The following is a 19,271-nucleotide window of genomic DNA, read 5'->3' as shown; positions in this document are numbered from 1 at the left end:
TTGGTACCTCAGTTTCCTTCGACGTCTTGAGTGCGGATGATCAGTGAGCCGAATTCGTCGACGATGACGTCGAAGCCGGGGGGCACCACGGTTGTGGCGGTCTGTTCCACGATGATGGCGGGGCCTTCGAAGGCATGGCCGGCGGCCAAGTCGTCACGGCGGACCACGGTGGTCTGGTGTTCGATGTGCTCAAACACCACCGGGCGGATTTCATGCTTGAACTCAGCGCTCTGTGCGGTGGCGAAACGTGGCGCATCAAGACGGCCCAGGTCGCCGACGGCCTGCGTCCGTAGCGCCACGATTTCGATGGGCGCCCCGAGGTTGGAATGCCCATAGCGCTCGTGGTACATCGCTGAGAAACGCGAGGCCAACGCGGCAACGAAGTCGGTGGATTCCGGTTCGTCAGCGGAGGCGAGCGGAACGTTCAGGGAGAATTCCTGCGATTGGTAGCGGACATCCACTGATGCATTGGTGAGGCGGCTGTCCTCCGGCACGCCCTCGGAGGCCAGGGAGCTCAGGCCCTCAGACTCCATCGACCGCAGCACGCCGGCCATGTGGGCCACGTCGATATCCTCGTCGAGGTAGAAATACGGCTCCGAGAAGTCCTTGCGGATGTTGGTCTGCAGCATGCCCCAGGCCGAGAACGCTCCGGGGAACCGGGGGACGACTGTTTCCGGGATGCCCAGTTCCTTGGCGAGGAAGACTGCGTGCATGGGACCAGCACCCCCGAATGCCACGAGCGCGAAGTCCCGGGGTTCGATCCCGCGGGAGATCGTGATGGTCCGGATCGCCTGGGCCATCTGGGAGTTGGCGACGTCGCAGATCCCTTCGGCCATGGCAATGGGGTCCAGACCGAGCCGGTCGCCAACCGTTTTCAGGGCGGCGATCGCCGCTTCCCGGTCCAAGGACACCTGTCCGCCTGCGAACCAGTCAGGGTCCACGCGCCCCAGCACCAGGTTGGCGTCGGTGACGGTAGGTTCCGTGCCTCCACGTCCGTAGCAGGCAGGTCCGGGAGTGGCTCCCGCGGAACGCGGGCCGACCCTGAGGCCACCGGCTTCGAGCCAGGCGACCGAGCCGCCGCCAGCGCCCACGGTGTGAATATTGACCACGCTCATGAGCATTGGAAGGCCTTCAAGATGTGCCTCCGTGGAGACGTCGGGCTTGCCGTCGACTACCAATGAGACATCGAAGGACGTTCCGCCCATGTCGACGCCGATCAGGTTGCGGTTTCCCGAAACGCCGGCCAGTTCGACGTCGCCCATGGCGCCCCCGACCGGGCCCGAGAGAAGGGTCTGGAGCGGGCGCTTCCGTGCGGACTCAGCGGTGAGCACCCCGCCGGAGGACTGCATGATGTGCAGCGGGGCTTCCACACCGCGGTCCCCGAGCTTCTTTTCGAGGTCCAGGAGGTAGTTGCGGACCACTGGTCCGGTGTAGGCCTCGACGACGGCGGATGAGGTGCGCTCGTATTCGCGCCATTCCTTCGCGGCCTCGTGGGAAAGCGAAACGGTGAAATCTTCGCCTAGTTCTTCGAGCAGGATTTCCCGGGCCCGAAGTTCGTGAGCGGGGTTCTTGTAGCTGAACAGGAATGCGACGGCGACTGCGCCATAACCTTCGGCCACTGCCCGACGGCCTGCCTGACGGACGGCAACTTCGTCCAATGGCCTGATCTCGAGGCCTTGCCCATCCAGGCGTCCTCCCACACCGATGACATCCTTGCGCTCGAGCAGCGGGGAAGGCTTGCGGTACTGGGCGTTGTAGAGCTCAAGGCGCGGGCCGCGGGCAATGTGATAAGTGTCTTCGACTCCGGCGGTGGCCAGCAGCAGCACCGGTACGCCGCGACGCTCAAGGAAGGCATTCAATCCCTGGGTGGTGCCGTGGACCAGGAACTCGATGTCGGACAGGTCGTCGACAATGGACTCGAGGCCGGCGATGACGCCCGCGCTCAGATTCCCCGGCGTAGTGGATGATTTGGTGGCCGTATAGGTTCCGGCGTGCTGATCGTAAGCGACAATGTCGGTAAACGTTCCACCGATGTCCATGGACACCCTGTAGTTCGGCATGTATGTCTCCTCATGGTTCTGAATGGGAACTCGATGTGTGAGACATCACGCTACGGACCCGGCTTTTCCGGACGTGGGCAAACTGCACGATGCTGCATCTACCCCGAGGGCGAACTGCCTAACGACCATCGAAATCCGACTATCGCCGCAGTTCAGAGCCACAATTCTGAGACGTGCTGCGAGCCTAAGAGAAAACACCCTGAATCTCTTGACGTGACGGAGAGCGCAATTCGGCATCTCTCCGCCGGCCGTCGCTCCCGGGCGTAGACTCTGTTGCGCCGGCGCCCGGACGCCGACCACGTGAAAAGGAGATGGACATGGCAGGCAACTTCATTGCGAGTTCAACCATCACGATCCATGCAAGCGCCGATCGGGTGTGGTCGGTACTCACCGATCCCCAGGCACTCAAGGAGTTCATGTTCGGGACCGAGGTGGTCACCGACTGGACGGTTGGCGGACCTATTGTTTGGCGCGGGGTCTGGAAGGGCAAAGACTATGAGGACAAGGGTGTCATCCTTGAGTTCGAGCCAGGGAAGCGGCTGGTAAACACCCATTTCAGTCCGTTGTCCGGCCAAGAAGACACTCCCGGGAACTACCACACGCTGACGTGGACTTTGGAGCCGGAAGGCGGGATGACCAAGCTGACCTTGGCGCAGGACAACAACGCCAGCGCGGAAGAAGCGTCGCATTCGAAGGGCATGTGGGACAGCCTCGTGGAGAGCGTCAAAAATATCGCAGAGCGCAGCTAGCGGGGCCCTCTATGCGTCGAAGTGTGAGACGGGCGTTTCGTTCGTCAAGGACTGGAGAAGGGATTCCGCAACGTCCCTCAGTTTCTGGTTCCTGCCGTTCGAGGCCTTACTTAGAATCCTGAAGGCCTCCTCCTGGCTGCACCTGTTCTGGCCCATGATGACGCCGGTTGCCAGATCGATGGCGGTCCGGGAACGCATGGCCTGCTCGAGGTCCTCTGCGCGTTGCTGCCTGGCACCGATTCGGACCGCCAGCCGCAGAGCCTTTTCTGCCTGGCTCGCGAATTGCTCGCAACTGCGGATGGAGGCCTCGTCGAAGGCATCGGAGTGCGGAGCGAAAAGGTTGATCGCCGCCGTCGCGCCCTCTTCCAGGCGCAAGGGGACGCAGAGCACCGCCAAGTGCCCGCGCTCTGCGATCGTGGAACAGTATTCAGGCCACCGGGAGTCCGTCGACGTATCCCGGACGAGCACGGACTTCCCGGTTCTCATCGCCTCGAGGCATGGCCCGTCTCCATAGGCTTGCTGCACTTCGTCAATGAGGCGCGCTTCGTGGCTGCTCCCCGCGACCGTCATCGATCGGCGGCGCCGGCTCAACGTGACCCCGCACAGGACGTCCTGGCCGCGCGCAGCGGACACCGACGAGGCCGTGAACACCGCAAGGTCTTCGAGGAAGCCGCTGACGTCTTCACTGTCGATGACCAAATCCTGGAGTTGTCCCACTACCGAGGCATTCAGGCCCATTTCGTCCATGGCTCAGTCTAGGAGCAGCAGGGCGGCAATGGCAGAAAAAGGCGCACGATGCAGCGTCCACCAACTGGACAAACGTTCCGCCGGTCTTGCGCGCCGGGGGTACAGAGTGCACAATTCTTCTACAGTCCGTGCAGAACTCCGGACAAGGGCCGAGCCTTCGGCCTGTTTTCGCTCAAGCAGCCGGGCGCCATGTCACTCAATGTGAAGGTGCTGCCTGATGAGCAAATGCCTGTTACCGGCGCGGAGCTAGTCGATGTCGACCGTCTCCGAATCCGCCGTCCCCCACGAACCACATCAGCCTGGGGCTACCCCCCTTTGGTGTGCCCGTTGCGGAACGGACAGGCACCTGATCATCGAGTCCATCCAGGCCCGGTCTCCAAGGTCTTCCCAGCAGCTTGCCGTGTTCTACACGTGCACTTCCTGCGGGTTTTCCTACAGCCACGCGGCCACCGTCCAGCAGGCGGGGGCCATCCTGAATCGTCGGGGGATTCAGGATGGCCTCCTGGAGTTCGGAAGCCACTATTTCCATTGCAGCGAACCACTCCGTGAGGTGAAAACCGCGCTGCGAAGCTTCAGGGCACCGCCGACGGGCGTGCCCCGATCGCGCAGCTCTCCCCCGGAAGCCCGGCTCCACACCAAGGTCTTGAGATGCAGTTGCGGGTTCGAGCTGGAAATACCTGCTTAGCCAACAATGTGCAGCATTACCCGAAGGAAACACCATGAAGCTTGAAAGTACACAGCAGCGCCGGCCCGAAGACGACTCCCCGCAAGATTCCGATGGACTGGACCAAAAGAGGAACAAGAACCGGCACGAACCGGATTCCCCTACCCAGTCCCGCTTGCCCGATCCCCCAGACCCGGACAACCTCCCCATCGACTACCCGGGCCTAGGGGAGATCGAGTGGCCATAGGGCGGCCTCCGGTCCGGCGTTAGCACCCAAACCACACCTCAACAAACCCAAACCAAAGCAAAGATCTTTGTTTATGTTGTTTTCTGTTGACAGACCAACATGAACAAAGATAGAGTCAAGCAATTCCACATCATGTGATGACTGTCACTGGTGTACTTACAGCTTGTACGCAATGGAGGGTATGTGTTCGCCGAGGAGCGCCAACAGCTGATCTCCGAGCTCGTCGCCGAGCGTGGGCGGGTCAGCGTCACGGACCTTGCAGACCGATTCAGCATCACCACAGAGACGGTCCGCCGTGACCTCGCTGCCCTCGAATCCGCCGGCAACCTTCGCCGCGTCCACGGCGGGGCCGTCCCGTCGGACCGCCTCAGCACCCGCGAGGAAAGCGTGGTTGAGCGGGCCATCCAGCGCCAGCCGGAAAAGGTCCGCATCGCCGAGGCCGCCCTTGCCCTCATCCCCGAGAACGGAGCCGGCAGCATCCTGATCGATGCCGGCTCCACCACGGAAGCACTCGCCCGTTTACTCGACCAGCGGACCGCCCAGCGCACGGCGTCCCTCAACGGGAACGCCCCGCGTGAAGAACTGGTGGTTATCACCCACGCCATCCCCATTGCCGGACGGCTTTCCGGCAACCCGCACATCGCACTCCAGATCCTGGGCGGCCGCGTCCGCGGTCTCACCCAGGCCGCCGTCGGCCAGTCCACGGTCGAGGCCGCGTCCCGGCTCCGCCCGGACATCGCTTTCGTCGGCGCCAACGGTATCCACGCCACGTTCGGGCTCAGCACCCCTGACCCCGAAGAAGCCGCCGTCAAGGCCGCCTTCGTCACGTCCGCACGGCGCGTCGTCGTCCTCGCGGACTCCTCCAAACTGGACGCCGAAACCCTCGTCCAGTTCGCCGCCCTAAAAGATGTGGACACCGTGATTACTGACCACGAACCCTCTGAAGAGCTCTCTGCCGCTTTGGCTGAGGCCGGCGTCGACGTGGTGATCGCATGATCGTCACCCTGACCGCCAACCCGAGCTTGGACCGCACCGTGGAGCTCCCGGCCCCCTTGGCCCGCGGCGAGGTTCAACGCGCCGTCGCCGTCCACCAGCACTCCGGCGGCAAGGGCGTCAATGTCTCCCGGGCGCTTGTCGCCTCGGGCCTGGACACCGTTGCTGTCTTGCCGGGCGGGGATTCCGATCCTGTCCTCGCCGGACTGCTCGACGACGGCGTCCCCTACGCGGCGCTTCCCATCAGCGCGCCGCTGCGGAGCAATGTGACGCTCACCGAACCGGACGGCGTCACCACCAAGATCAACGAACCCGGCCCGGAGTTGAGCCTGGACGAGCAGGAAGCCCTGATCGGGCTGCTGCTGGACCGCTCCCGTGGCGCCAGCTGGGTGGTACTCGCCGGATCCCTCCCACCAGGAGTTCCGGCGGATTTCTACGCCACGGTCGCCCGCCGGCTCCGTTCAACGCACGACGGCGACGCCCCGCTTATCGCAATCGATTCCTCCGGCGCCCCGCTGGCAGCCGCCATCAGCGGCGATTCCAACGGCATCAGCGGCAAGCCCGATCTCCTGAAGCCCAACGCGGAAGAACTGGCCGAACTGGCCGCCGCAGCAGGCCTCACAGACGTCCACACGGCTGACGAACTGGAAGCGGACCCGGGCCTTGCCGCCAGGGCCGCTGCCGCCGTCGTCGCCAGCGGTGTGGGTGCAGTACTCGCAACACTCGGTTCCAAGGGCGCCGTCCTGGTAACCGCCGACGGCGCGTGGTTCGCCACGCATCCGCCGATCCAAGCCGTCAGCACAGTTGGTGCCGGCGATTCATCCCTTGCTGGCTATCTGCTGGCCGCCACCAACGGCGGAACCTCGCAGGACTGCCTCCGTCAGGCTGTGGCACATGGTGCCGCCGCTGCTTCGCTGCCGGGCTCCACTGTCCCGGCGGTCCACCAAACAACTCCCGACGCCGTTACCATCACGGCCCTTCAGAAGGACTAACAGTGACCCAGCTCATCACCCCCCAACTGGTCGCCCTCGACCAGAACCTCGGCGATTCCCCCGCCGATGTCATCCGCTTCCTGGCAGGCAAAGTTGCCGCAGCCGGGCGCGCCTCCGAGGTTGAAGGGCTCTTCGCGGACGCCTTCGCCCGCGAGCAAAAGACTGCCACGGGCGTACCCGGCGGCATCGCCATCCCGCACTGCCGCTCAATCGCAGTAACCGAGCCCGCCCTTGCGATGGCCCGCCTCTCGAACAAGGTGGACTTCGGTGCCAAGGATGGCCCCGCGGACATCATCTTCTTCATCGCTGCTCCGGAAGGAGCGGACCAGGAGCACCTGAAGTTGCTCTCCAAGCTGGCCCGTTCCCTCATCAAGAAGGACTTCACTGCGGCCCTGCGTGCGGCTGCCACCGAGCAGGACATCGTCGATCTGGTTGACGGCGCACTGGCAGACAAGCCGGCTGCCCATGCGGCAGGGTCGGCGGCACCGGCCACCGAGGCCGCCCCGGCTTCGGCGAGTGCCGCTTCTGCCGCGGCCCCGAAGCGCATCGTCGCCGTCACGGCCTGCCCCACTGGCATCGCCCACACCTACATGGCAGCCGATTCCCTCGTGGCCGCTGCCAAGGAAGCGGGCGTCGACCTGCAGGTTGAAACCCAAGGCTCGGGCGGATTCACCGCGTTGGACCCGGCTGTGATTGCCGCCGCCGACGCCGTGATCTTCGCGGTCGACGTCGATGTCCGCGGCAAGGAACGCTTCGCGGGCAAGCCCGTCATCAACGCTCCCGTGAAGCGCGGCATTGACGAGCCGGCCAAGATGGTGCAAGAAGCCCTCGCCGCCGCATCCGACCCACATGCACACCGCGTCCCGCATTTCGGTGCCGAAGAGAGCGCCGAACAGGCATCCGCAGCTGCAAGCGAGCACCTCGGCACCAAGGTCAAGAAAGTCCTGCTGACCGGCGTCAGCTACATGATCCCGTTTGTCGCCGGTGGCGGCCTGCTGATAGCCCTCGGCTTCCTGTTGGGCAGCTACGAAATCGCCGGAGTTGCGGACAAGATCCTTGCCGCGAACACCCTCGTCAACCTGCCCACCGATTACCCGGTCCATGCATGGGGTCCGTTCGGCGCCTACCTCGGAGCCGTGCTGTTCAAGATCGGCGCGTTGTCCCTCGGCTTCCTCGTCCCTGCCCTGGCTGGCTACATCGCCTACGGCATCGCGGACCGGCCTGGTATCGCCCCGGGCTTCGTCTCCGGTGCTGTCGCCGGCTACATGGGCGCCGGCTTCCTCGGTGGCCTGGTAGGTGGCCTGCTCGCTGGCCTCACGGCACACTGGATCGGCACGTTCTCCGTTCCACGCTGGTTGCGCGGCCTCATGCCCGTGGTCATCATCCCGCTCGTCGCCTCGATCGTCGCTTCGGGCGCCATGTTCCTCTTCCTCGGCGGCCCGATCGCGGCCATCTCCAAGGGCCTCAGCACCTGGCTTTCCGGGATGACCGGTACTTCGGCGATCGTGCTTGGCATCATCCTTGGCCTCATGATGTGCTTCGACCTGGGCGGTCCGGTCAACAAGGTTGCGTACTCCTTCGCCGTAGCCGGCCTCGGCGCCGGCAGCCTCGCCAACCCGGCCCCGCTCCAGATCATGGCTGCCGTCATGGCCGCCGGGATGGTGCCGCCGCTCGCCATGGCATTGGCAACCGTGCTCAACAAGAAGGGCTTCAGCCTCGCCGAGCGCGAGAATGGCAAGGCCGCCTGGCTGCTGGGTGCTTCCTTCATCTCTGAAGGCGCCATCCCGTTCGCCGCTGCCGACCCGCTCCGCGTGATCCCCGCAAGCATGGTGGGTGGCGCCGTGACCGGTGCGCTGAGCATGGCCTTCGGAGTTACCTCCCAGGCACCCCACGGTGGCATCTTCGTCTTCTTCGCTATCGGCAACGTGTTCATGTTCATCGCATCGATCGCAGTCGGCGTAGTCGTCACCGCCCTGGTCCTGCTCGCGCTCAAGCGTTGGGCGGTCCGGAAGCCGGTCGAGGCAGAGCAGGCTCCTGTTCCCGTCGCGGCCTGAACAACCCGCTAATAAGCAAGTAGAGGACTATTCCATGCAGACCTTTTCAGGTGTAGGCGTTGCCCCGGGGCGTGTTCTGGGGCCGGTGCGGCAGATGCCGAAGCCGGTGCAAGAGCCCCGTGAGAACGTCAATATTCCTGCGGACGTTACCGTCGAATCGCAGGGCCAGCGCATCAAGGATGCCGCCAAGGCCGTGCAGGCGGAACTCCGTGCCCGGGCCGCGACGGCGTCCAGCGAAGGCAAAGAGGTCCTGGAAGCAACAGCCCTGATGGCCGCCGATCCCATGCTGGTGAAATCGGCCATCAGGCTCCTCTCCCCCGAGGCTCCGGGCGGCGCACGCACCGCCGAACGGGCCATCTGGGAGGCCGCTGCAACGGTTGCAGACTCGTTGAAGGCCCTTGGCGGCTACATGGCAGAACGCGTGGCCGACGTCCTGGACGTCCGCGCCCGCATCGTCTCTGAACTGCGCGGTTTGCCCGCGCCGGGCATCCCGGCGTCCGACGTTCCGTTCATCCTGGCCGCCGAGGACCTCGCCCCGGCAGACACCGCCACCCTGGACCCCGCCAAGGTGATCGCCCTGATCACCTCCAGCGGCGGCCCCCAGTCCCACACCGCCATCCTGGCCCGCGCCCTCGGCCTGCCCGCGATCGTCGCCGCCCCGGGTGTCGACGAGATCGGGGACGGCACGGAGGTCTACCTCGACGGCGCTGCCGGCACCATCACGGTTGACCCTGGTGAGGAACTCCGCCTTGCGGCCAAGGCTTGGGCCACCCAGGCATCCACCGTTGCCGCGTTCAGCGGGAGCAACGTCATGGCCGACGGGTTCCGGGTTCCGCTGCTCGCCAACGTCGGTACGGGTGCCGACGCCGTCAAGGCCGCCGACGCCGGTGCCGAGGGCGTCGGTCTGCTGCGCACCGAATTCTGTTTCCTGGATCGCGACGACGAACCCACCGTCGAGGAGCAGATCGCCGCCTACGGCGCCGTCTTCGCTGCTTTCCCGGGCAAGAAAGTGGTGGTCCGAACCCTCGACGCAGGGGCAGACAAGCCCCTGCCGTTCCTTACCAACGCGGACGAGCCCAACCCTGCGCTGGGTGTCCGCGGGTACCGCACCGACCTCACGTCCCCCGGCGTCCTCGAACGCCAACTGGCGGCAATCGCGGCAGCAGAGGCCGCCAACCGGGCCGAAGTGTGGGTCATGGCTCCCATGATCTCCACGGCCGAGGAAGCAGCGCATTTCGCCTCACTCTGCTCCGCCGCTGGTTTGAAAACCCCCGGTGTCATGGTCGAAGTCCCGTCGGCTGCCTTGACCGCCGCCTCCGTGCTGCGCGAAGTCAGCTTCGCCTCGCTCGGAACCAACGACCTTACCCAATACGCCATGGCCGCGGACCGCCAACTCGGCCCTCTCGCCACTCTCAACGACCCCTGGCAGCCGGCCGTGCTTCAGCTCGTGAAGTTGACCGCCGACGGCGCCGCTGCCGCCAGCTCGGGCGGCAACCTCCGGCCGGTGGGAGTATGCGGCGAGGCAGCCGCGGACCCCGCCCTCGCCGTCGTACTCGTTGGACTGGGCGTCGCGACGCTTTCCATGAGCGCCCGCGCCCTGGCTGCCGTTTCCGCTGTCCTGGCAACCGTCACCGTGGCGCAGGCCCAACAGCTCGCGACGACGGCGCTGTCCGCCCCGAGTGCATCCGCCGCGCGCCAAGCCGTTCGCGCCCAGCTGCCTATCCTGGACGAGTTGGGTCTCTAGACTTTCCCCAAGCCCACAATCGAAGGAGCAACAATGTCCGAACGTACCGCCACCATCGCCAGCCGCGTCGGCCTGCACGCACGCCCGGCAGCCATCTTCGCCGAAGCCGCCGGCGAGCTGGACATCGAGGTCACCATCGCCCGCGAAGGCGAGCCCGCCGACGACGCCATGGATGCCGCGAGCATCCTCTCCCTGATGAGCCTCGGAGCTTCATTCGGCGACGTCGTTGTCCTGCGTGCCGAAGGTGCCGGGGCCGACGAAGCCCTGGACCGCCTCGTGAAGATCCTCGAAACGGACCACGACGCCGAGTAACCCCACTGAGCATGCTCTCCCTTGGCACTCCGGGATGGACATATTCCTCACCTGTCCATCCCTCGTAGCCAACGGGGAGCATGCTCTTTATTCAAGGCAGTGACCCCAAGTAGGCCGCGATATCCGACTCGCTGGCCTTGAGCTGTTCGAGATCACCCGCCAGGAAACCCTCCACGAGGCGCGGATCGACGTAGGCTGCCCTCGCCACCGTTGGCGTGTTGCCGAGAAGTTCGGCGGTTTGCTTGATTGCTTCGAGGACTCGTTTGCGGGCAGGCACTTTGGAAGCCGGGCCTGCGAGCGCCATTCCGGCCGCTGCAGTGCCTTTCCACGTGCGGAAGTCCTTGGCCGTGTAGTCGCCGCCGGTGATGTGGCGAAGGTACTCGTTGACCATCGCGGCATTCAGGGAGACGCTTCCCTCACCATTCTGGAAGACCAGTAGGGGCTCCTTGCCTGGCCTGCCTGCCAAGGGTCCGAGGAATCGGGCGAGCACCGGGTCCTCGATGGTGGAATCCCAGGTTTGGCCGCTTTTCCCCGGGAAATGCAGGGAGACCGTTTCCCCGTTGACCTTCACGTGTCTGCACCTCAGCGTGGTGAGCCCGTATGAGCCGTTGCGGCGCGCGTAGCCATCGGAACCAACGCGCAAGGCACCGAGATCCATGAGCCGTACGGCCGCGGCCAAGGTTTTAGTCTTCTCGGAAGGTGACTCCCGCAGATGCCTGGAGACCAGGCGGCGCGCCTGCGGCAGGATGGACCCAAGCCGCGCGGCCCGGGCGAACTTTTCAGTATCCTGGCGAGCACGCCACTCCGGATGGTAGATGTATTGGCTACGTCCGGCGTCGTCCACTCCCATTGCCTGGATATGTCCGTTCTCGAACGGACATATCCAGACATCGGCCCATGCAGGAGGTATCGCCATCGCGTCGAGGCGTTTGCGCTCCCCGCCCGAAATAAGCGATCCGTCCGGGTGGTAGTAGCTGAATCCGCGGCCGGACCTTCGCCGGGAAATGCCCGGAGTGCCCGGTTTACTGCGGCGGAGCCGTGGCATGCACTGACGCCGTTCGCCGGGTTCCTAGGCTTCCTGTGGATCTGCCACGGACGCACTGGCCGACATGATCTCGGCACTGATCATCCAAGCGAGCTGCTCCAAACGGGCAATGAACGCGTGGAGCAGGTCCGCCGTCGTGGGGTCTTCTTCGTCTACTGCGTCGTGGACATCACGCATGGTCTGGACCGTCCGCTCCAGGCGATCGGTGATCAGCTTCACGGCGTCCTTGGTTTTGGTCAATCCAGCGGGGAATTGCTCCAGCCTTGTTGAGGCGGCGATGGTGGTGCTCCGGCCATCGGGAAGGGCATGGAGCGCCCGCATCCTTTCGGCGGTTTCGTCGGCGAACTCCCGGGCGGCTGCGACGAGTTCGTCGAGCTGCAGGTGCAAGTCCCGGAAATTAGGGCCAACAATGTTCCAATGGGCCTGTTTTCCTTGGAGCTGGAGTTCAATGAGATCCGTCAGGACCAACTGGAGGTTATCTGCCAGGGTTTGCGATGCTTTCACGTTTTCTCCTCCTAAACGACCGTCCGATGCGAGCGCAGGAAACCTGCGCTCGACCTTCCGTTTAGCCTACGACGATATCCAAAAATCTTTGTAAGCGTACTTAGTACTTGATTTGATAAGGGTGCTTAGTAGTACCATGGAGGAAGTCGATGCCGGTTCTTACCGGACGAAAACCCTGAAGATCCGGGGCGGTATCACTACAGCAAGACCTTGCACGGGGCCTTCGGGCCTGGCGGGGAACAACGGTTCGCAAGCGAACTGACAACCGAATACATCGCAAGGGACCCGGGCGCTTGCCAGCGGTCCCGCTGAAGTAAGGAATGTGTCATTGTGAACACTCTTCTGATCATTGCAGGCGTTGTGGCAATCGTTCTTCTGCTCGTCGGCGGCTTCTCGCAGGCCGTGAGCTGGCTCCTTTGGGTCGGCGTGGTCCTCCTGATTGTCGCGGCCATCGGCTGGCTCCTTAGCTTCATGTCCGGCCGCAGGTCACACGGAGTTTGACCGGCAACTGCAGTGAGGACGCCTGGCCCTGTCGGCCAGGCCCCACACCGTTTGGCGAATCGAAGAAAGTCCCTTTACCAGCAAAGGAGTACGTCCATGGGTGCAGATGACAAGATCCAGAACGCCGGAGAAAAGCTTGCAGGCAAATCCAAGGAAGCGGCTGGAAAGCTGACGGGTAACGAGAGACTCGAAGCCGAAGGCAAGATGGATCAGAGCAAGAGCGACCTGAAATCGGCCGGTGAAAAGGTCAAGGACGCTTTCAAGAAGGATTAAATCCGCTCGAAGTGCGGCTTCCGCCTCGCGCGGGAGCCGCACTTCCTGGTTCAAGGAGTTAAGTCGATGCCGACTATCTCTGACCCGCTTGTTCCCAACGGCGCGCCCCTCCCCAAAGGGGAACGAATCTGGTGCGGCCATTGCGGCACCGCCGAGTACGTGATTCTCGATTCCATCGAGCCCCTGAAGCCACCGTCGGCAGAGTTCGTGGATGTCGCCTACACCTGCGTGGAATGCGATATGTTCTACGCCCATGCCGCAACATTCCAAGACGTCGCAGCCATCCTGAACCAGCGAGGCACGGTGTCAGGTGTGCTGCAATTCGGCGGCGAATACATCCACTGCGGCGAACCCATGAAGATCTCAGGAACCGGATTCCACAGCGTGTATGCACCGGTGTCCACCGAAGACCCCGCCGTCGACCTTCTCGACGTGTACCTGGCCACAAAGGTGTTGCAGTGCCGCTGCGGGTTCCGGATGGAGCTTCCGTCCTAGCCCGGATCTTGACCAAAGGAGGATCGCATGCCAAACAAGAAGAATCCCAGCCTCAAGGATCCGGAACTCTACGAAAGCCTCCGTGAGGATGGCGCCTCGAAGGAAAAGGCCGCGAGGATCTCGAATGCCGCTGCCAAGGAGGGCCGCAAGGAAATCGGCCGACGCGGCGGCACCTCGGGCGACTATGAAGACTGGACTGTGCCCCAATTGAAGTCCCGGGCGAAGGAACTGGGGCTCACAGGGTACTCAAGCAAGAAGAAATCCGAGCTGATCTCTGCGTTGCGAAACCACTAGGCCATCCATGGGACATGTGCCTTGCTCCGGCGCAGGCCACTTGGAGCATGCCCAGCTTTCACGAAGCGCACGACGGCGGCGCGTCAGGCTTTCTTGACCCTCGCCCTCGGCTTGCTGGCCGCCTTGGCTGTGGCGCCGTCGTCGGACCCTTCAGCGGAGGACTCGTCGGACGAGCCGGCAGACGCTTTGCCGCGCTTCTTGTCGAGACTCCGTTTGAGGGCTTCCATGAGGTCGATGACCTCGCCACCTTCCCCTTCGCTGGCTGCCACACCGAACGTCTCCTCGGTGTCGATGGAGTCGCCCTTTTCGAGTTTGGCCGCGATGAGTTGGCGCAATTGAACTTGGTAGTTGTCGGTGTATTGCTCGGGCTCGAAGTCGCGCGCCATGGAATCCACCAGGGCCGAGGACATCTCAAGTTCCTTGTCCGAGATCTTGACGTCGGTTTCCAGCGAAGGGAAGTTTGCTTCGCGGACTTCGTCGTCCCAGAGCAGGGATTGCAGCATCAGCACATCGCCCCGTACCCGCAGTGCGCCCAGCCTGGTCTTCTGCCGGAGGGCGTACTGCACAATGGCCACGCGCTCGGTGTCCTGCAAAGTGCGCAGAAGAAGCATGTAGGCCTTGGGCGACTTGGAATCCGGCTCGAGATAATAGGGCCGCTCGTACATGATGGGGTCCAACTGCTCAGCTGGAACGAACTCCACAACCTCGATTTCGCGGCTGCTCTCCGCAGGCAGCGACTTCAAATCGGCCGCCGACAGCACCACGGTGCGGCCTTCCTCTTCGTAGGCCTTGTCGATATCCTCGTAATCCACAACAGAGGCGCAGATTTCGCACTTCCGCTGGTAACGGATTCGGCCCCCGTCCTTGTTGTGGACCTGGTGGAGACTGACATCGTGGTCCTCGGTGGCGCTGTAGAGCTTGACGGGTACGTTGACCAGCCCGAACGCGATAGAACCCTTCCATATGGCCCTCATGCACTAAGTGAACATCACAACACGGCGGAGGTGAAGAGGTGGCAACCAGCCAGAAGGAACGCGTCAACGTTGAAGGCCATGAACTGACGCTCACCAACCTGGGCAAAATCATCTACCCGGAGACTGGCACCACCAAGGCCGAAGTGCTCGAATACTACGCCGCCGTTGCCCCGTTCCTGATCCCGGCTGCCGCCAACCGGCCCGCCACACGGAAGCGCTGGGTCCACGGAGTAGGGACCACGTCGGATCCCGGGCCTATGTTCTTCCAGAAGAACCTGGACGACTCCACGCCGTCATGGGTTCCCCGGGTCACCATCCAGCACAGGGAACACAGCAACGTTTATCCGCTCGTCAACAACCTCGCCACGCTCACCTGGCTGGCCCAGATTGCAGCCTTGGAAATCCACGTGCCGCAATGGCAAGTGGACGCCGACGGGACCATGCTGCCGCCGGACCGCCTTGTCCTGGACCTCGACCCCGGTCCCGGCACCGGCCTTTCCGAATGCGTCGAAGTCGCCAAGTTGGCCCGCAGCATCCTGCAGGACATCGGCCTCGATCCGGTTCCTGTGACGAGCGGCAGCAAAGGGATCCATCTCTACGCCGGACTGGATGGCACCCGCAAATGGGAGCAGGTCTCCGCGTTCGCGCACGAATTGGCGCGCTCGCTTGAGGCCGACCATCCGGACCTCGTGGTCAGCGACATGAAGAAAACCCTGCGCAACGGCAAGGTGCTGGTGGATTGGAGCCAGAACAGCGGGAACAAGACCACCATCGTGCCGTACTCCCTCCGCGGTCGGGCCCACCCCATGGTCGCCGCCCCGAGGACGTGGCGCGAACTCGCCTCCCCCAAGCTCGAGCATCTGGACTTCACGGCCGTCATGGAGCGCGTCAAAGAGGGAAAGGACCCCTTCGCCGCGGTGGCGGGCGGGCACGCCACTTCGCACTCGAACGGCGGTTCCAGAACCAAGAACGACGACGGCGGCCCGCCCCACTCGCACCGCGCGGGCACCGGCGCGGCCGGCGTCAGCACCGCCGTCGGGGGCGCGGCCTTGAACCCTCGGCTGGCCAGCTACGTGGACAAGCGCGATCCGCAGCGGACCCCCGAACCGTTTCCCGCCGTCGAGCACCAAGCCGGTTCGCGCCACCTCCAGTCCGACGCCGAACCCAATCCGCCCGGCGGAATTTTCGTCATCCAGGAGCACCATGCCCGCCGTTTCCACCTGGATTTCCGGCTGGAGCACAACGGCGTCCTGGCGTCGTGGGCCTTGCCGCGGGGCGTGCCGGACACTCCGGACAAGAACCACCTCGCGGTGCGCACGGAGGACCACCCGATGGAGTATGCGCAATTCGCGGGCATCATTCCGAAGGGCGAATACGGTGCCGGGACGGTCAGCATCTGGGACAGCGGCGAGTTCGAGTGCGAAAAATGGCGCGACGGCAAGGAAGTCATCGCTACCCTCACCGGAAAGCCCGGCGGCGGATTGCACGGGACCCGCCGCTTCGCGCTCATCCACACCGGGGAGTCGCCGTCGCAATGGCTGATCCACCTGATGAAGGACAAACCGGGCCATCGGACGGTGCTGTTGCCTGACTCCCGGCCCCAACCGATCGGGACCCCCAGCTACGCGCCCATGCTCGCAACCTCCGGGACAACCGCCGATGTCTCCTCCGGCGACTGGCTGTTTGAGCTCAAGTGGGACGGTTTCCGGGCGATCGTTTCAGGCTCGGGCGGCAAAATCAGGTTGACCAGCCGCTCGGGGATCGACATGACACCCACCTACCCCGAACTGGCGGATCCGCGCTATTGGCCTGACCACGACTTCGTGGCAGATGGCGAAATCGTCGCACTCAGCAAGAACGGCCGGCCCAGCTTCGAGCTGCTCCAGAAGCGGATGAACCTCTTCAAGCCCGGCGATGTCGAACGTGCCCGGGCCGCGGTCCCCGTGCAGCTCATGGTGTTCGATCTCCTGTACGACGCCGGGTCCCAAGGCGGTGCCGACCTCACGTCCCTGCCGCTCAGCGAGCGCCGGGAAAAGCTGGCGGAGTTCCGCGCCAAGCTGCCGGCCCAGGGCTCCCCTATCCATGTGTCCGAGATCCTGGAACATGACCTCGACGACATCCTGGCCAGCGCCGGCGAGCTTGGCTTGGAGGGCGTCATGGCCAAGCGCGCGGATAGCCGGTACCAGCCGGGGCGGCGCAGCAGGTCCTGGATCAAGCTCAAGTTGGAACGCACGCAGGAAGTGGTGGTGGGTGGGTGGCGGCCCGGTGCCGGGGCGAGACTGGGGACCATCGGCGCGTTGCTGGTGGGGATTCCCGACGGCGACAAGCTGCGCTACGCGGGCCGAGTGGGCACGGGGTTCAAGGACTGGCAACTGCGCGACATCCTGAAGCGCCTGCAAGGTCTCGATCGCCCGGACTCTCCCTTCCACGACATCCCGGCCGAGGACGCCGCCACGGCGCACTGGGTTTCCCCCGAGCTCGTGGGAGAGGTGACGTTCGGCGATTGGACCGGCGCCGAGAGAATGCGCCATCCCGTCTGGCGCGGCTGGCGCCCCGACAAGTCTCCCGACGACGTCGAGCGCGCATAACCCAGGCCCGCACGCTTACGCCTCCCGCACGTAACTCAGCCCAACTAACTGGCAGCAGATGTCGTTATGAGGGCTCAGAACGACATTAAGTGCGAGTCAGTTGGGCTGAGGAGGGTGGGTTCCTAAGAGGAGTGCGGCATCTGCGGACGGCTGGTGCGGTGGACCGCGGTGACTGCCGCCTGCTGGCCTACGCGGCCGTGGCTTGCGCCGCGGTCCTTGGGGTGCTTGGCCTTGCCGCTGACGTCCGGCCAGGCCGGTCCTTGGGTCGAGCCGAGGGCCATGGCCACCGTTGCCGGGGCTGGCATGGGCGCTTTATCCATGGACTCGACCAAGTGGCTGGCCACCTCGGAGTTGATTTGTTGCTCAACGTGCTTCGCAGCCATTGTTCTTCCTTTCTGCATTGAAACGAAGGGATTTTCCATACTAGGTGGGAGCGGTCCGCTTGTCTGCAGGATCTACCAGCGGACTTTCTTCTCGGACTTGGCCAGCTTGCCACTCGCCTGAGTGGGTTTGTGTCCTTTTCCGGTGCTTTGCCAGCCGTTCCCTGCCCCGCCACGGGACTTGCTGGCTAGCATCTCCTTCTGGGCGTCAGTCAGTTTCGATCTGACACCGGCGGCCGGGGCGATGGTTTCCTGCGCTTCTGGTTCCTGCCCGGCGTCGGTTTCGGGTGTGTTCGGTGTCATGCAGTGGACTCCTTAGAGCTCTTGATGTGCCGGAGGAGGTATCGGGACGCGACGTCCGCTGCGAGACCCTGGGTCTAGTGAAAGCAACAGGAACGGCGCGGAGGCGAAGCCTCAACAGGCATGGATTTTTGTCGGTTCAAACTCAGCGGTGACCCGCTGGCCTATTCAAAAATCAGTGTTCCCATGCACCCACCCTAGACACTCCGGGCTGTGTTTGTGAACCCCGGCTTTCGTCGAAGCCGTTTCAGGCGTGGTTCCCGCCTCCACCCTCGGCTAGCATGGCCCGGAGAGCACCCCTCGGTATCCCGAAAGGCTCTCCTATGCCAGCACCGACGTTCCAGCCGTCCCATTCCGCCGTCACGGCACGGCTCCGTTCTGCCGGTTGCGTCTTCGCCGAAGAAGAGGCCCGGCTCCTGATCGCCGCGGCGCACGCTCCCGAGGAGCTTGACTGCCTGGTGGAACAACGCGTCTCGGGTTTACCCCTTGAATACCTCCTGGGCTGGGCTGAGTTCTGCGGCCAACACATCGCCGTGGACCCTGGCGTCTTCGTCCCCCGGCGCCGCACGGAGTACCTCGTCCAGGCGGCGGCCCGCCTCGCCCGGCCGGGCGCCGTCGTCGTCGATCTTTGCTGTGGTTCGGGTGCCGTCGGCGCCGCTTTGCTTGCCGCGGCGGGCGGCATCGAGCTTCACGCGGCCGACGTCGACCCCTCTGCGGTCCGCTGCGCCCGCCGTAACCTCGGCCCGGTGGGCGGCCAGGTGCACGAAGGCGATCTCTATTCGGCGCTGCCGGACGCTCTTCGCGGCCGGGTTGACGTCCTGGTGGCCAACGCTCCCTACGTCCCCACGGACTCGATCGGGATGATGCCGCCAGAGGCCCGGCTGCATGAACCGCGGGTGGCGCTCGACGGCGGCTCGGATGGTTTGGATGTGCAGCGCAGGATCGCTGGGGAGGCTCCGTTGTGGCTGGCTCCCGGCGGTCGGCTGCTGATCGAAACGAGCGTCCGGCAGGCCGCGACGACGGCGGCCCTGTTCGAGGACGCCGGGCTGTCCGCGCGGGTGGTCCATTCTGGAGAATTCGATGCCACGGTGGTGTTGGGAAAACAACGGGCAATCCACCGGAAATGATCAGTAAACTGTGCGTTCCGGGGCCCTGAATCAAACAATTTGGTAACGCACCTCCGGAGCACGCCAAAATCCGCGTGATTCCGGGGCTGTAGGGGGTCCGTGGATGTCAGACATTTGTGCCCGAAAGGGCCCGGAATGGCCCCGAAATTCGGAGCCCAACTCTAAGATTGGGCGAATCTCGCGTAAAATTGAAACCCTGCCCAGAGCGGAGCAGCTGTATGTCGCAAG

20 protein-coding genes are annotated in these 19,271 nt (G+C 64.2%); 13 read left to right on the top strand and 7 right to left on the bottom strand.

Annotated elements, in window-relative coordinates; all coding sequences use genetic code 11:
* Positions 1-8 precede the first annotated feature (8 nt).
* Positions 9-2,060, bottom strand: a complete 2,052-nt coding sequence (locus AC1DJB_RS20585; protein WP_284990765.1) for a hydantoinase/oxoprolinase family protein — start codon at positions 2,058-2,060, stop codon at positions 9-11.
* Between the two features lie 317 nt (positions 2,061-2,377).
* Between AC1DJB_RS20585 and AC1DJB_RS20580 the strand changes: the two genes are divergently transcribed.
* Positions 2,378-2,809, top strand: coding sequence for an SRPBCC domain-containing protein (locus AC1DJB_RS20580; protein WP_307053870.1), 432 nt, complete (start codon positions 2,378-2,380; stop codon positions 2,807-2,809).
* Between the two features lie 9 nt (positions 2,810-2,818).
* Here AC1DJB_RS20580 and AC1DJB_RS20575 read toward each other — a convergent pair whose 3' ends face one another.
* Positions 2,819-3,556 carry a GAF and ANTAR domain-containing protein gene (locus AC1DJB_RS20575; RefSeq protein ID WP_059388409.1) on the bottom strand — a complete coding sequence of 246 codons (738 nt, stop codon included), beginning with the start codon at positions 3,554-3,556 and terminating at the stop codon, positions 2,819-2,821.
* A 719-nt stretch (positions 3,557-4,275) separates the two neighbouring features.
* On the opposite strand from AC1DJB_RS20575, the gene AC1DJB_RS20570 reads away from it, so the two are divergent.
* The 6 genes from AC1DJB_RS20570 to AC1DJB_RS20545 all read left to right on the top strand — a co-directional run bounded on the left by AC1DJB_RS20570 (position 4,276) and on the right by AC1DJB_RS20545 (position 10,562).
* Positions 4,276-4,467, top strand: coding sequence for a hypothetical protein (locus AC1DJB_RS20570; protein ID WP_059388408.1), 192 nt, complete (start codon positions 4,276-4,278; stop codon positions 4,465-4,467).
* A gap of 183 nt (positions 4,468-4,650) precedes the next feature.
* On the top strand, positions 4,651-5,463 hold the full coding sequence (locus tag AC1DJB_RS20565; protein WP_284990903.1) for a DeoR/GlpR family DNA-binding transcription regulator: 813 nt from the start codon (positions 4,651-4,653) through the stop codon (positions 5,461-5,463).
* Positions 5,460-6,452: a 1-phosphofructokinase family hexose kinase gene (locus tag AC1DJB_RS20560; RefSeq protein WP_284990768.1), complete on the top strand. Its 993-nt coding sequence runs from the start codon at positions 5,460-5,462 to the stop codon at positions 6,450-6,452. The genes AC1DJB_RS20565 and AC1DJB_RS20560 overlap by 4 nt, the downstream gene beginning before the upstream one ends.
* 2 nt (positions 6,453-6,454) lie before the next feature.
* On the top strand, positions 6,455-8,506 hold the full coding sequence (locus tag AC1DJB_RS20555) for a PTS fructose transporter subunit IIABC (protein ID WP_306964480.1): 2,052 nt from the start codon (positions 6,455-6,457) through the stop codon (positions 8,504-8,506).
* A 34-nt stretch (positions 8,507-8,540) separates the two neighbouring features.
* Positions 8,541-10,250, top strand: a complete 1,710-nt coding sequence (gene ptsP, locus AC1DJB_RS20550) for a phosphoenolpyruvate--protein phosphotransferase (protein WP_476910778.1) — start codon at positions 8,541-8,543, stop codon at positions 10,248-10,250.
* Positions 10,251-10,283: 33 nt separating this feature from the next.
* The gene (locus AC1DJB_RS20545) at positions 10,284-10,562 is read left to right on the top strand and encodes an HPr family phosphocarrier protein (RefSeq protein WP_059388405.1); all 279 of its coding nucleotides are present in this window, start codon (positions 10,284-10,286) and stop codon (positions 10,560-10,562) included.
* A gap of 91 nt (positions 10,563-10,653) precedes the next feature.
* On the opposite strand, the gene AC1DJB_RS20540 is transcribed toward AC1DJB_RS20545, so the two are convergent.
* Together AC1DJB_RS20540 and AC1DJB_RS20535 are read right to left on the bottom strand one after the other, a co-directional pair.
* Complete coding sequence (locus AC1DJB_RS20540) at positions 10,654-11,607, bottom strand: DNA topoisomerase IB (protein WP_306964477.1); 954 nt, start codon at positions 11,605-11,607, stop codon at positions 10,654-10,656.
* A gap of 24 nt (positions 11,608-11,631) precedes the next feature.
* Positions 11,632-12,111, bottom strand: coding sequence for a Dps family protein (locus AC1DJB_RS20535; protein WP_059388404.1), 480 nt, complete (start codon positions 12,109-12,111; stop codon positions 11,632-11,634).
* Positions 12,112-12,441: 330 nt separating this feature from the next.
* Here AC1DJB_RS20535 and AC1DJB_RS20530 point away from each other — a divergent pair, with 330 nt between their 5' ends.
* From AC1DJB_RS20530 to AC1DJB_RS20515, 4 genes are all read left to right on the top strand, one after another.
* Positions 12,442-12,612: a DUF2207 domain-containing protein gene (locus AC1DJB_RS20530; RefSeq protein WP_139359614.1), complete on the top strand. Its 171-nt coding sequence runs from the start codon at positions 12,442-12,444 to the stop codon at positions 12,610-12,612.
* Positions 12,613-12,708: 96 nt separating this feature from the next.
* Positions 12,709-12,885: a CsbD family protein gene (locus tag AC1DJB_RS20525; RefSeq protein ID WP_059388403.1), complete on the top strand. Its 177-nt coding sequence runs from the start codon at positions 12,709-12,711 to the stop codon at positions 12,883-12,885.
* A gap of 66 nt (positions 12,886-12,951) precedes the next feature.
* Positions 12,952-13,380 (top strand): hypothetical protein, encoded by a 429-nt coding sequence (locus tag AC1DJB_RS20520; protein ID WP_059388402.1) that lies wholly within the window; start codon positions 12,952-12,954, stop codon positions 13,378-13,380.
* A gap of 27 nt (positions 13,381-13,407) precedes the next feature.
* Positions 13,408-13,674, top strand: a complete 267-nt coding sequence (locus tag AC1DJB_RS20515) for a DUF7218 family protein (protein ID WP_284990774.1) — start codon at positions 13,408-13,410, stop codon at positions 13,672-13,674.
* Between the two features lie 83 nt (positions 13,675-13,757).
* Here the strand turns inward: AC1DJB_RS20515 and ku are convergent, their stop codons facing one another.
* Complete coding sequence (gene ku, locus AC1DJB_RS20510) at positions 13,758-14,648, bottom strand: non-homologous end joining protein Ku (protein WP_059388401.1); 891 nt, start codon at positions 14,646-14,648, stop codon at positions 13,758-13,760.
* A 38-nt stretch (positions 14,649-14,686) separates the two neighbouring features.
* On the opposite strand from ku, the gene AC1DJB_RS20505 reads away from it, so the two are divergent.
* The gene (locus AC1DJB_RS20505; RefSeq protein ID WP_476910777.1) at positions 14,687-17,236 is read left to right on the top strand and encodes an ATP-dependent DNA ligase; all 2,550 of its coding nucleotides are present in this window, start codon (positions 14,687-14,689) and stop codon (positions 17,234-17,236) included.
* Between the two features lie 122 nt (positions 17,237-17,358).
* Here the strand turns inward: AC1DJB_RS20505 and AC1DJB_RS20500 are convergent, their stop codons facing one another.
* Together AC1DJB_RS20500 and AC1DJB_RS20495 are read right to left on the bottom strand one after the other, a co-directional pair.
* Complete coding sequence (locus AC1DJB_RS20500) at positions 17,359-17,619, bottom strand: hypothetical protein (protein WP_284990778.1); 261 nt, start codon at positions 17,617-17,619, stop codon at positions 17,359-17,361.
* A 72-nt stretch (positions 17,620-17,691) separates the two neighbouring features.
* Entirely contained in the window at positions 17,692-17,919 is a 228-nt protein-coding gene (locus tag AC1DJB_RS20495) for a hypothetical protein (protein ID WP_306964467.1), read from the bottom strand.
* 320 nt (positions 17,920-18,239) lie between these two features.
* Here AC1DJB_RS20495 and AC1DJB_RS20490 point away from each other — a divergent pair, with 320 nt between their 5' ends.
* A complete protein-coding gene (locus AC1DJB_RS20490; protein ID WP_476910776.1) occupies positions 18,240-19,043 on the top strand; it encodes a putative protein N(5)-glutamine methyltransferase in 804 nt (267 codons plus the stop codon).
* Positions 19,044-19,271 lie beyond the last annotated feature (228 nt).

This window comes from Arthrobacter sp. 01T428 (genome assembly GCF_056398685.1).
This window is presented reverse-complemented; position numbering and strand designations above follow the sequence as displayed.

Coding starts and splice junctions, on each gene's coding strand:
- AC1DJB_RS20490 (WP_476910776.1), top strand. CDS start 18,240: ATGCCAGCACCGACGTTCCAGCCGTCCCATTCCGCCGTCACGGCACGG.
- AC1DJB_RS20585 (WP_284990765.1), bottom strand. CDS start 2,060: ATGCCGAACTACAGGGTGTCCATGGACATCGGTGGAACGTTTACCGAC.
- AC1DJB_RS20515 (WP_284990774.1), top strand. CDS start 13,408: ATGCCAAACAAGAAGAATCCCAGCCTCAAGGATCCGGAACTCTACGAA.
- ku (WP_059388401.1), bottom strand. CDS start 14,648: ATGAGGGCCATATGGAAGGGTTCTATCGCGTTCGGGCTGGTCAACGTA.
- AC1DJB_RS20570 (WP_059388408.1), top strand. CDS start 4,276: ATGAAGCTTGAAAGTACACAGCAGCGCCGGCCCGAAGACGACTCCCCG.
- AC1DJB_RS20495 (WP_306964467.1), bottom strand. CDS start 17,919: ATGACACCGAACACACCCGAAACCGACGCCGGGCAGGAACCAGAAGCG.
- AC1DJB_RS20560 (WP_284990768.1), top strand. CDS start 5,460: ATGATCGTCACCCTGACCGCCAACCCGAGCTTGGACCGCACCGTGGAG.
- AC1DJB_RS20525 (WP_059388403.1), top strand. CDS start 12,709: ATGGGTGCAGATGACAAGATCCAGAACGCCGGAGAAAAGCTTGCAGGC.
- AC1DJB_RS20580 (WP_307053870.1), top strand. CDS start 2,378: ATGGCAGGCAACTTCATTGCGAGTTCAACCATCACGATCCATGCAAGC.
- AC1DJB_RS20540 (WP_306964477.1), bottom strand. CDS start 11,607: ATGCCACGGCTCCGCCGCAGTAAACCGGGCACTCCGGGCATTTCCCGG.
- AC1DJB_RS20500 (WP_284990778.1), bottom strand. CDS start 17,619: ATGGCTGCGAAGCACGTTGAGCAACAAATCAACTCCGAGGTGGCCAGC.
- AC1DJB_RS20545 (WP_059388405.1), top strand. CDS start 10,284: ATGTCCGAACGTACCGCCACCATCGCCAGCCGCGTCGGCCTGCACGCA.
- ptsP (WP_476910778.1), top strand. CDS start 8,541: ATGCAGACCTTTTCAGGTGTAGGCGTTGCCCCGGGGCGTGTTCTGGGG.
- AC1DJB_RS20520 (WP_059388402.1), top strand. CDS start 12,952: ATGCCGACTATCTCTGACCCGCTTGTTCCCAACGGCGCGCCCCTCCCC.
- AC1DJB_RS20575 (WP_059388409.1), bottom strand. CDS start 3,556: ATGGACGAAATGGGCCTGAATGCCTCGGTAGTGGGACAACTCCAGGAT.